This window comes from Paenibacillus sp. LX16 (assembly GCF_036252815.1).
GTDB lineage: Bacteria > Bacillota > Bacilli > Paenibacillales > Paenibacillaceae > Paenibacillus > Paenibacillus polymyxa_B.
Map to the genome: position 1 here is coordinate 5,475,542 of NZ_CP141152.1, position 12,159 is coordinate 5,487,700.

Below are 12,159 nucleotides of genomic sequence, written 5' to 3' on the forward strand. Positions count from 1 at the left end.
TTCATCGAACCCGCTGATTATTGGACCAGCACCATTTTATCTGCCGGAAAATGCAGGGTAACCCGCTGACCACTCAGGTAAGGCGTATCCATTTCCTGATTAGCCGTAAAGTTGCCTTTCGCCGTTTCTACCACATACTGATAGCTACGCCCCAGGTAAGTACTTACCTTAATAATACCGGGAAGCTCATTTTCCCCTGTCTCGTTGCCTTCTGTTCGAATGACCAAATCATCCGGGCGAATAGCGCCCTGACGAGCACCCGGCTGGGCAGTACCCTGATTACGCGCTACGCCGAACGAAAGATCGCCTGTATTCAGTCGAATACGATCCCCTTCTTCAGTACGCTCGTCAAAGCTTAGAAAATTATTAAACCCAATAAAACGGGCGACAAATTCGGTCGTCGGATATTTAAAAATGGTCGATGGAGCATCTAATTGTTCGATGTTCCCCTTATTCATAATCGCAACCTGGTCAGAAATCGAAAAACATTCCTCCTGATCATGCGATACATACACAGTAGTGATGCCCAGTTCCTGTTGAATACGGCGGATTTCCACACGCATATTTACACGCAGGTTAGCATCCAAGTTACTCAGAGGTTCATCAAACAACAGCAGATCGGGTTCAATCACAAGCGCTCGCGCAATCGCAACACGTTGACGCTGTCCGCCTGACAATTCACCGGGGAAACGTTTTTCAAATCCCCCCAGGCTAACCGTATCCAGCATGGTCATAACGCGGCGCTTTACATCATCTTCCTTTACCTTGCGTAACCGCAGACCAAAGGCAACATTATCAAAAACGGACAAATGCGGGAAGAGTGCATAACTTTGGAATACAAAGCCGAAGTTCCGTTTATTCACCGGAACCCGAGTATAATCCTTATCGCCAAACAAAAATGTTCCTTGTTTAGCTTCGAGAAATCCTGCAATGAGACGAAGTGTGGTCGTTTTGCCACAACCACTCGGTCCGAGCAACGAGAGCAATTGCCCCCGTTCGAGCTGCAAATCGAAATCCTGCAAGATCAGTTGGTTGTCATAAGCGACCGATACGCGATCCAGAGTAAGCAGTGCCATAAGGTTGAAGCCTCCATTACCTTTTAGTGAAGTAAGACAATCCCATCAGTCGTTCAATCAAGAACATCAGGATACCGGTCAAAATCATCAGCATAACCGAAATCGCTGCAATCGTCGGGTCAAAATAATTTTCGACGTAAGTCAGCATTTGAATGGGCAGGGTGCTGAAGCCCGGTCCTGTCATGAAGACGGAGATGTCGACATTGTTGAATGATTCCAGAAAGGCAATCAGGATAGCCGCAATAATACCTGAGCGGATGTTGGGCAGAACCACCTTGAAAAAGGTTTCCAGCCGTCCAGCCCCCAAACTAAGCGCTGCTTCCTCAATCGCAAAATCAAAGTTAGACAAACTGGATGCAATGACTCTAATAATGAACGGCAACATAATCACCGTATGTCCGATCAATAGCCCAGCATATACTGGTAAATGGTAAACAATGATCAAATAGCGCAGCAGTGTAAAACCAAGAACGATACCCGGTATAAGCAACGGGGAAAGGAACAAAGCATTCAGCGCATCCTTCCCGCGAAACGAAAAGCGACTAAGTGCATAGGCGGCAGGCATACCGATCAGCAGTGCCAAGATGTTGCCTAGCAGAGAGACGACAATGGACGTTTTGAACGTGGACATAAACAAATCCACTTCAAAAATATTTTCATACCAGCGCAAAGAAAAGCCCTGCGGAGGAAATTTTAATACCGTGCCCGGCTCGAAAGAAGTGACCGATATGATCAACAGCGGACCGAGCAGAAAGATGAAGACCAGCAGGCTAAAGAAGCCTAGTCCGTAATGTTTCTCCCGCATATCCACCTACCCCTTCGGATTGAGTTTATGGGCCGCCTTATTTAAGAGACCGACCACGATAAATGTAATAACAATCATAATTGTTGCAATAACAGAAGCTAAAAACCAGTCGTTTAGCGTCATCGCGTTCTGATACAAAAATGTAGCGATAACCCGCTGTTTTCCTCCAAGTAGTGCTGGTGTCGTATATGCAGTCAGGCTGCCTACGAAAACGAGAATGCTTCCAATGATCAGGCCCGGCACAGACAGCGGAAATACGATTTTACGAAATGCGCTGAATCTGGAGGCCCCGAGGCTCTGAGCAGCATGAACAAGATCACCGTCAATATTTTCGAGCACACCAATCAGTGAAATAATCATCAGTGGTAAAAACAAATGAACCAGACCAATAATCATCGCTGCCGGGGTGTACAAAATATTCAGCGGTTCATCTACAAGTCCTAAACCGATGAGCACGTTATTTAACAGCCCCTTGCGACCCAGAATGACCATCCAGCTGAATGACCGCACCACCGGACTCGTCAATAAGGGAAAGATAGCCAGCGCAAGCAAAATACCTTTACGACGCGGGGCCTTTTGCGAAATATAATAAGCCGTCGGGAAGCCGAGTAATACGCACACGAGTGTCGTTACGACACTGACTTCCAGCGTAGTCAGCAATATTTTCAGAAAGTAAGGGTCCTTGAAGAAATGGAGATAGCCTTCTAGGGTGAATGAGCTGTTCTGTACGAAGGTCGAACCGATCGTCAACACAATCGGAATGACCATGAACACCGCCAGAAAGAGCAGACCTGGCAGCAGCAGCCAATACAAGTATGTTTTCTTCATGGGTAGCTCCTTGCGGTTATCAAAATGTTATTCCTTATTCAGCACCTGGATAAACAGCTCCAGAAAAGCTTCGCTGTCCACCTGTTCGCACACATTCATATTGGGGCTATGATTGAGTCGATTCTGCACATCGCCCACCGTTTGTCCGTCACATATACGACTGGAGGTTTCCACGTCGACATACAACGACGAGGTACCTACTAACCTCGAATTCAATGCGACACCCACGGCAAGCGGGTCATGAAGCGCACACGCTTTTACCCCGTTGCGTTCTTCATAACGCTTGGTATAAACAGCCGTACTTTCAGCTACATAATTACGAATTGCAGGATGGGACAGACGAGCAATATGATCGGCAGTCAGCAGAGCCTTCCGTGTTACATCCAGTCCCACCTGTATCAACCGACCAAATCCTGCATGAAATACGATCCGTGCGGCTTCAGGGTCAGCATACATGTTGTACTCCGCTACAGGAGTAATATTGCCGCACCCGTGAATAACACCGCCCATAAAAATGACCTCATCGACGTGATCCGTCAGTTCGGGACACTTCAGCAGCGCCAGGGCCAAATTGGTGAGCGGCCCGGTGCAAATGAGCGTCACTTCCCCCCGGTGAGCCATCACGGTATCAATGATAATATCCGGCGCAAAACCTTCGGACGCAGACATCGCTGGGACTACTCCACTCAATGCACCTCCAATGCCGTCTTCTCCATGGACACGGTGCTCGTGCAGTCCTTTACGTATTAAGGGAGCCTCCGCCCCCCGATAAACCGGAATATCCGGTCTATCCAGAAGGTCGAGGATTTTGCATGTGTTCAATGTTGCTTGTTTAAGTGAAACATTACCGCATACCGTAGTAATCGCTTGAATATCCAGCTGACCACTCTTGGCGGCCAGTAAAATACCCAACGCATCATCAATACCTGTATCTACATCTAATATGACCTTTTTCATTATTGTGCAACTTCCCGGTTCCAGCGATCGGTCCATGCCTTGATATGATCGTTAACGAACTTCATATCCAGCTTAGTCAGCTTGTTCACTACATCTGTACCGTACGTAATTCCTTCTGTATCCGCACCGGACAGTACCACCTGCGTGTTCACCGGAGAATCAACCTTCGCCTTGGCGGATTTTTCTTGAACTTCCTTGCTCAGCTGCCAGTTGATAAATTCCTCAGCCAGCTCTTTCTGGTCGGAGCCCTTCACTACATTAATCGTGTTCATTACTGCGTAAGCACCTTCACTAGGAGCTACAAATTTCGCTCCTGGCACAGCCGCCTGCAAATCTTTGAAGTACATTTCCATGATCGGACCGCCCGCAATTTCCTGTTGACTAAACATGTTCACGAACTCGGACGTTTTGCTATAAAACTTAACGATATTCGGACTCAGCTCTTTCAGTTTTCCGAAGGCTTGGTCTTCATTAAACTCCTTACTACCCGCTACCTTGGAGGCTGCATCTACCATCATCGGTCCGGCAGTCGCCGTAATATTCGGCAAAGTCACGTTTCCTTTGAACTCAGTTCCCCACAGGTCAGCCCAAGAGGTCACATTCTTTTTCACCAGCTCCGGATTATAGGCAATACCGAGACGCCCGACCGTATAAGCAGGACCATACTCCTCACCCAGCGGCGCTTTGGCAATATCATAAATTTGGTTCAGGTTCGGCACCTTGCTGCGATCCAGCTTCTCAAACAATCCCTGTTGGATTCCCTGTTGAGCATAATAATCAGACAGATAAATCAGATCGACATCTGTGCTGCCTTGACTGATTTTGTTCAACCGTTCCGCGTTATTTCCAATTTCGACCACGATGTCAACGTTATGTTCTTTTTCAAAAGGCTCGTACACTTCTTTGTTAAAAAAGTCCTCGGAAAAGCCCCATGTGGAAATAACGAGTTTCTTTTTCCCATCAGCTGAGCCATCTTTTCCATCTGTCTGACCGCCAGTAGCATTGCTGCCGCAACCTGCCAGTACCACGGATGCCAAGGTCACAGCCATAAACCCTTTAAACCATTTTTTCATATGAAACTCCCCCTGTTTTTTTATTATGCACAGCTTATGACACAAAAAAGAAAAGTACTCTTGTAAAACAAGAATACTTTTCTTCGTAAACAAAGAATAAGTTGATCCCGCTGCGCGTTATAACAGGTTCTCCCCTCAGATAGATCCGAAGCGAAAAGCCGAATATCCAATTTTATTAGGATTCTTTCAGTATGATGTTCGTAATTGCCCACTGCGTTGCTGCATCATAATCGCGCAGTAAGGCTTCTATATCGAGCTCCATATCCTCAATCAGCTTCTCGCGAAGTCTCTTCTTGTACAGCATGGACATTCGGAAATCCACTTCCAGCTTCAAGCCGGGGGCTTCCACTTCCAATGCTGCCGAGCGTGGAGAACGCCGGTGCTTCGCCACAAAGGTAACAATGTTGTTCTCAACGGTGGCCCGCAGCAGCGTGGTCCCGAAGCCGAACAGTTCCTTTGAAACTTCATTGTAAATCTGGCACATCCGCTTCTTGCTTTCGTTACTGTCGAGCAGCGTCATGAACCCACCCTCATCAGCATATTACGTACAATCAATCTTTCAACACGATAGATTATACATAAATATACGATAAATAGCAAACAAAAATCCCTAATCTAATAACATATGATGCGAAAAAGCGAACAATATGTCGAACTTTGTAGCTTTTCAACATTTTTACACTTTTTTCGTCTAACCCTTAAGTTTTCGAACACTGCTATATTCCCCGCAGGAAAATTAAAGTAGACTACAAAGTCGTTATCGTCACCACTCTGGGAGAATATTTTTTTCTTCTACTATATATGTAGTTTTTATTTAAACGCATTTAACCGTACCCCGCGGGAGACCCCAAGCGATTGTACGGTTTTTTTGTTATGTAGCTGACTGGCCAGATGAGAACCCCTTCAAGAAAAAGCCGATTGAATCCACGAGGACACTACGAGAGTAGCTGGCCACAACAGCATAAAGTTAGCTATGATATACGCCTTCTTAAAAGCATAACGATGATAAAAATACCAACAGCTCCATGAAATAAATATTCCTATCGGGTAGCTCATTATGACATAGGCAAAAATATAATTGATGAGATAATCTCCAGCTGTTGGTGCATCGAAAGAAAATGCGACCACCATCAGCATGGCCGGATAGGCAAATAACGTTAAGCCATAAACGATATTCAATATAAGTAAAATGACAAATGCAATTTGATCTTTCATGATGTTCTCCTAACTATTGCAGTCTGCCTGTATCACCATTGTGCAGCCCGTTTACGTCTCTCCTCACGCCGATCAGCTTCTTCCATTTTGCGAATATAACGTTTCAACTGCTCTTTATGATCGTCCAATTCCTGTATTCGTACAGTTGTGCCTTGGAGAAACGTCTCCATTTTACGTGTTAATTCAGCAGCCGATTCGCCCCGCCAGTCTTGCAGACGACCATATATATTTCTCATCTGCTGCTCCTGATGCTGAAGTCTTTGCTTTAGCTGTTCGCATTGCTGTACAGCCCTCCGCAGATCCCCCAGGCTCAAAGATATTCTGCCCATCTCTTTTGCCCCCTGTTGTGTTCTTACAGCTGATCTATTATTGATCCACCATCGTGAATTCCTGACCCTTGCGATCTATATATTCTGCTATCTCTGTAATCGATTCCTGATACCAGCGATTAATCCGATCTAACGTTGCCGTTGCACTATGCGCAATTGGGGTCAAAGACTGACTTTCACTTGTCCCGATATGAGCCTGAAATAACTGAATGGACGCACGGGTATCACTGGAAAATCCATGCAAGCTAGAACGCATCTGATTAGCAGCATGCTTTAGCTCCTCAGGTGTTAATTGAATTGTGCCTCCATTTTTGTTGCCCACAAAATATGCCCCACCATTAGCGCGACCATCTTGTTGTCCTGCTCCCATCAGATTCACTCCCAGTGCAGTAGCAGCAAACTGCCCGAAGGCACCCATTTGTCCCCCGTAGCGTTCGACCAAATCGCCCATGACTTCCTTGAGCTCTGCTCGCGCGGCCAGCATCTGCCCGTATGCCTGCACCCGTGGGTTACCTTCCACCAATTGACCGTCCATGGTGTACAGTGGATTGCTGATATTGCCGTTTTCATCAAATGTGAAATGATCCATGCTATGCGTCGCTTCTCCAAATACCGAATTATAGAACTTTGTAATCGGATCTTGCTGCATCATAGGCAACGTAATCGGGACATACACAATGGGAGACCATTTGGGCCCCAAAAAAAAGTTAGCCCACTTATTTTCTCTTTCGACTGGTAATGAAACAGGAATAGTGATTTTGGCTTTATTAGCCGTCTTATAATCATTGTCTATAAAATAGGTTGTACCCACATGTGGCTGTGCATCATTAGCTCCCGAACCGATAGTATCTTTCGGATTGACATAAGCGACATTCGTCTTTCGAAAATCGCCATTTTCCACCTTCTTTTGAAGATCATCCGGTAATAGATGTACAATGCTTGGTGGATTATAAGCGACTGATGACAGTCCGTTTCGCACCGCCACATATTCTGCCTCCGCTCCTCCCAGAGAATGGCCTGTGGTCGTTATTTCAGCAGAGGGATACTCTTTTTTTACAACATCATATAGATTCTGAGCTTGTGTAAATTGATTATTCTGGTACTTATCCTCATATTGAAGAAATGCACTTTGCACTTGTGGTGGGAGTTTAGCCACCTCTGCCTTATTATTTTCATAATATTGATGGACTTCTTCCAACGTTTTCGCGCGTCCTCCGACGACATCGCTGAAATCCGTTCCCCAGTCCATCGCCACGCTCCACTTGGGTCGATTCGGAGGTTCTGTCCCCCTATAACCGATGATCACCTGATTGGTCTTCTCGTTAAGGAATACAGTCGCATCGAATCCAGAACCGTTCGTATCATGCAGCATAGCTCCTTCAGGTTCAACAATCTTCCAGTCAGGAAGAATTCTGCTTTTAGAATCTTTAGCAGTCAACTCCCGGTCATAAACTCTATCCGCAATGGTCCAGTATGTTTTATCGTTAGTGTAGGTCAAGTTATTCCCACCTTGTCTATTGTGTAAATATATTATAGAGTTATGAAAAAAGGTGATTACCAGAAAAGGAGAATTGTAACTTGAACAGAAAAATCCAACTGATTCTGGCACTTATTTTAATTATTATGTATTTAGGAGGTTGTTCCAGCTTGTCCGACAAAGAGAAAAAAGAATTAGTAGACGTCGCCACTCCCATCGGTGTGGAGTTTATTAAAGAACACTATAATGCCGATTTCATATTAAAGGATTATGCTGTGGATGATCCCGCTGTCCACTCCAGGCTCTATCTATATGGGTACATTAAAGGCCACGAAGACAACAAAATTACCATCTACTATAATTATACAACCAAAGAAGTGATCGACGTCTCCGGGCCAGATTGGTTTATCGACAGTGAAGTCCCCAAATACAAGACCCCTTCTTCCTGAGAAGGGATACTCATCGAGCATCTCACTCTCAACATATTTGTAATCTATATTAAAGTCTAATTTTTCCAAAATTAAGAAGTAGTATAATTATAGTGCATCCTTTTTGCGAGCGATATAGCCGAGAGGAAAAATAAGTATAAAGTCATTGGATACAGTATATCTGGTCACAGTACATAGTTTATGTAGAATAGGTCTTTGTAACTGTATGTTAGGGGAAAATTGCATAGATGAACACCATTTTTAATTTGTACTATTATGAAGAGTATGCAATGACAAATGTAGTTAATAAAATTCACCTTTACGGCTACATAACAGTGCTAAAAGGGTATAGATCATCAAACTCAAATAAGGCTCCTTAGGAGCCTTATTTACTTGTTGCTAAACATATTTAACGCTCGTCACCTTTGGTACTATGCTGAGTTACATGAATAAAAGGATATTCGCCTTTGCTTATTTTACGTTTCCATTCTTGAATCATATCTTCTTGGGTCGGCGGTTGCTCATTCACGATTGCTCCTGTGGTTTCTTTAGCCATACTCTTTATCCTCTCATGATGGATTAGTTATTGCGTCTTAATCTTTTCTCCAGTCATTTTGATGTTACCATCCATTTCTACCAGACTCGTTTTACATTTTAAACCGATAGCATCCTTCGCGGTGACCTGTATTGTGTTACCCGCATTGAACACCAGGTTCCCGTCGGCTTTTACACGGATATCCTTTTTGCTTCGCAGTTCAATTCCATGGTCATCCAGCAGTCGAATCACCACTTCATCGTCGTTCCCCGTAATTAAAATTTCATTTTTCTCAAAAATAATAGCTTTGCGGTACTTGGTCATAAAGATCTTCGTCGACGGGTCCTTAATAAAGTCACCGCCTTTGGATCTCTTTCGGATCGAATGGGTCACAATAGCGTCTTTTTCTTTAGAGGTCGGAAAGTAGATATCTACAAAATCAAACAGCTCCGGCATGCAGTACCATCCCGTATTCCCTTCCGATGTATAAAATGTAGCCGTTGGAAAAGCGCAGGTTTCCTTGACGTTAGGCTTGACCTTATCCATTTCATAAAAGAAAACCTTCACATGATCCTGCTCGATTCCAATGACCTTGGATTTCAATGACATGCCCCGAATGTCCTCATTTACAATCAAATCCTGTTTCATTCCATCCGCTGTAGTCAGCACATATTCATGCCACAAAGCACTATGTCGTATAAACGCAACAGACTGCAGGACGTATAAAGCTTTCCCTTTAAATTTAACCTCCGCCCCAATTTGCAGCAGGACATCTCTAGCCCCTGTCGTTTGTATTTTGTAATACAAAAGATTGTCTTCCTTGCTGGCCCCTGGCTTGGTTTTTCTGGTCATCGAGTAGTTATACTGTTTGAGCTCACCTTGATTGACACCATCCGGTAATCCAAAATAAAACTGCGGTTTGTCTCCAATCGGATCAGGTATCATTCCCCAACCAATCCGAGACGCTATACGTTTTAAAAATGACCAGTCCGTTTCGTCGAATTGCATCGTAAATTCCTGTAGAAGCTGATCTTTTAAGCGGCTCGTACAATTCGCTTTGGGATATGATTTGAGTACATGTTCAAGCAATGCCTGCACCTTCATCTTCACATTTTGAAAAGATTGTCTATGAAGCACTTCATCCAACTGGCTTGTATAGGATAGGGCTTCGACGACCAAATAGGCTACATTGGACACCAACTTGATTCTGAACTGCGTGACTAATCCCCTAAATAATACAATCTGCTTCTGATCATCATTCACATAAGAAACGACTAACTTCGCCCCTGCCTCCATATGATCTGTGTACTCTTCCATTTGGGCACCCGTTAACACACCCGTCAAAAAGACTTTCACATGCTCATTCATTTTCTGTACAACTTTAACTTTCGGATTTTTAAGAGATAAAACCGTTCCATTATACTTGATGATTGGATATCCCATGTTACCGCTCCCTTTTGTCGGTTAGTTTACGTTTATCCGTTGTTTGCTTACGTATTGAATGACATCTTTAATGGTTTGATTATGTCCTTGATCGTTGAGAGCCTCATCTAATTCAGGGAGCGTGATAAAGGTTTTATTTTTCTTTTGAAAATATATGTCCGCTATAGGGAATGGCTTTGCACCATCTGGTCCAGAGCCCGTTTCATAATAAGCAATAATGATAACGTCTTTTAATCCATCCTTATTTACATCCTTGAAGGCCACTGCTTCTACGCCTTCATCAGCATACCACCATTCATTCCCATATAAATCTGGAAATGAATATATAACTCGCTCTCGATCATCTAATAGAAAAAAGTAGTTTTTGGGAATTTCATCTTTCTTTGCTTGAGTCGATACAAACCTTACTTTCCCAAAGCCTTCAAGAGTAGTTTGAAAAGACTGTGACTCTTCAACTTCATACTGGTTGGTATCCAATCTCTCTTCATTTACAACGGTAGCTGGCTGATCAACGACAGAACTTAGCTCAGTCCATAGTTCCTCATTCTGCCTGATATTCTCTGGAATTTGTGCAAGACGAATTTCATATTCCGCATGGTCCCCTACTGCATGAGCCACAGGGATACTAATACCTAATGAATCACTTGTGAGGTAACTAAACGATTCCATTTCTGCTTCCGCAGGCGAACCTTTGGTTACATCCGCGTTTGCTAACAATTGAATCAAATCATCTTTTGTGAAATCACTGATTATTCCTTGTTGCTCCGGCTGAACAGCTGTAATCTTCCCGCTTTTTATAAGCTCAATAAAAGGTTTCTCGACCTTTACCAGATCTCTCAATCTTATTCTTGAAGCCTGCTTCATATCCAGATTCGTCGTATAAAACATATGACTAGGATAGGCTGCGTCCTTCACATAATGAATACCCGTATATTGAACACTCAAGAATCGTTCACTTTGTCGTTTGATCTCATAATCAATTTCAACATGGACTCCAGAATTGGAATCCGCATAGTTTTGTAATCCTTCTAAAGCATTAGTCTTAAGAATTTGGTTTAAAGATTTCTGCTTTGCAATATCCTTGAGTTTTGTAATTTGAGGGTATTTAATCACGATCCCATGTTCTGAATATTTCTCTTGAATGAGTTCATAGCTTTGCTGTTCACTAGTATTCGAGGCGGTGCTATACTCAGAATCAATACGGACTTCTCCACTTTTGGAGAACTCAATGATAATGTTCTGTTCAGAATCATCACTGTTTATTAAGAAACCATCGCCGTGGTCTAATACTTCGATACTCATGCTATCATGTTGTCGATTTTCTAAAATAAGCTCATCCACATCCTTGTTTAATTCCCACGAATCCGGGAGCTTCATCTTACCTACATCTATGCTTTTCTCCGTCCATTTTTGTCCAGACAACTCCCACAAATCAACAAATACGGGGTATGGATGATATATGGAGACATGTCCCCCTAACCACAACTGTATTCCTTGGTCTGGATCTCGAACCACAAAGTCTGTAGTCAATTCTGGCCCGCCATCCTCAATCATCTGGGCGTGTACAAGCTGCTTCGTACTCCACCACTGAATAAATGTGTATTTATCTCCGATTGTACCTGTCAGTGTAGTAGGTGCTCTATAATTCACAACTCTAACGTTTAGCTGTCCACTTTTTAACTGGAACGATTTTGTTATCACAGTAAGTTTGTTATCAAACTTTTCTGCAAATTCTCCGTCCTTTATCTCTACACTTTCTGGTTCATTTAGCAACAAATTAAGATCCTGTGTGAAGTCCTGTAGCTTGCTTTCTCTAACATCAGAATTCATATTCTCATCGTTAATTATATGAAGTGTCTCTAGCAACGTATCCAACTTTTTCGAATAGGAAATCGTTTTGGCTTCATTTTGGAGAGAACGCGTATGATTTGTTGCTGCTTTTGAAGAATCATTTCCCTTCGTACATCCGTTCATTACTAAATAGGAAATTAGT

General features: G+C 43.5%; 13 protein-coding genes. 1 reads left to right on the forward strand and 12 read right to left on the reverse strand.

Translation table 11 applies throughout. The features are described from left to right. Window positions 1–17 precede the first annotated feature (17 nt). From T3H97_RS24545 to T3H97_RS24585, 9 genes are all read right to left on the reverse strand, one after another. Entirely contained in the window at window positions 18–1,076 is a 1,059-nt protein-coding gene (locus tag T3H97_RS24545) for an ABC transporter ATP-binding protein (RefSeq protein WP_103047311.1), read from the reverse strand. Window positions 1,077–1,092: 16 nt separating this feature from the next. Beyond that, a complete protein-coding gene (locus T3H97_RS24550; RefSeq protein ID WP_013312456.1) occupies window positions 1,093–1,881 on the reverse strand; it encodes an ABC transporter permease in 789 nt (262 codons plus the stop codon). Between the two features lie 6 nt (window positions 1,882–1,887). After that, window positions 1,888–2,709, reverse strand: coding sequence for an ABC transporter permease (locus T3H97_RS24555; protein WP_013312457.1), 822 nt, complete (start codon window positions 2,707–2,709; stop codon window positions 1,888–1,890). Between the two features lie 27 nt (window positions 2,710–2,736). Beyond that, on the reverse strand, window positions 2,737–3,666 hold the full coding sequence (locus tag T3H97_RS24560) for a nucleoside hydrolase (RefSeq protein WP_103047309.1): 930 nt from the start codon (window positions 3,664–3,666) through the stop codon (window positions 2,737–2,739). After that, window positions 3,666–4,739: an ABC transporter substrate-binding protein gene (locus tag T3H97_RS24565; RefSeq protein WP_061830502.1), complete on the reverse strand. Its 1,074-nt coding sequence runs from the start codon at window positions 4,737–4,739 to the stop codon at window positions 3,666–3,668. Before T3H97_RS24565 ends, T3H97_RS24560 begins: the two co-directional genes overlap by 1 nt. Window positions 4,740–4,914: 175 nt before the next feature. Further along, window positions 4,915–5,259, reverse strand: coding sequence for a hypothetical protein (locus tag T3H97_RS24570; RefSeq protein WP_023990832.1), 345 nt, complete (start codon window positions 5,257–5,259; stop codon window positions 4,915–4,917). A gap of 383 nt (window positions 5,260–5,642) precedes the next feature. Then, on the reverse strand, window positions 5,643–5,954 hold the full coding sequence (locus T3H97_RS24575; protein WP_103047308.1) for a hypothetical protein: 312 nt from the start codon (window positions 5,952–5,954) through the stop codon (window positions 5,643–5,645). A gap of 32 nt (window positions 5,955–5,986) precedes the next feature. Next, a complete protein-coding gene (locus T3H97_RS24580; protein ID WP_028540769.1) occupies window positions 5,987–6,283 on the reverse strand; it encodes a WXG100 family type VII secretion target in 297 nt (98 codons plus the stop codon). A gap of 37 nt (window positions 6,284–6,320) precedes the next feature. Further along, entirely contained in the window at window positions 6,321–7,781 is a 1,461-nt protein-coding gene (locus T3H97_RS24585; protein ID WP_328801145.1) for a lipase family protein, read from the reverse strand. An 80-nt stretch (window positions 7,782–7,861) separates the two neighbouring features. On the opposite strand from T3H97_RS24585, the gene T3H97_RS24590 reads away from it, so the two are divergent. Next, window positions 7,862–8,209 carry a hypothetical protein gene (locus T3H97_RS24590; protein ID WP_328801146.1) on the forward strand — a complete coding sequence of 116 codons (348 nt, stop codon included), beginning with the start codon at window positions 7,862–7,864 and terminating at the stop codon, window positions 8,207–8,209. Between the two features lie 388 nt (window positions 8,210–8,597). Here T3H97_RS24590 and T3H97_RS24595 read toward each other — a convergent pair whose 3' ends face one another. Genes T3H97_RS24595 through T3H97_RS24605 form a run of 3 tightly spaced genes read right to left on the reverse strand, consistent with a single transcriptional unit; the run spans window position 8,598 to window position 12,140 of the window. Next, a complete protein-coding gene (locus T3H97_RS24595; protein WP_328801147.1) occupies window positions 8,598–8,744 on the reverse strand; it encodes a hypothetical protein in 147 nt (48 codons plus the stop codon). A 27-nt stretch (window positions 8,745–8,771) separates the two neighbouring features. Further along, window positions 8,772–10,166, reverse strand: a complete 1,395-nt coding sequence (locus tag T3H97_RS24600) for a hypothetical protein (RefSeq protein ID WP_328801148.1) — start codon at window positions 10,164–10,166, stop codon at window positions 8,772–8,774. A gap of 21 nt (window positions 10,167–10,187) precedes the next feature. Beyond that, a complete protein-coding gene (locus T3H97_RS24605) occupies window positions 10,188–12,140 on the reverse strand; it encodes a polysaccharide deacetylase family protein (RefSeq protein WP_442955653.1) in 1,953 nt (650 codons plus the stop codon). Between the last annotated feature and the right edge of the window lie 19 nt (window positions 12,141–12,159).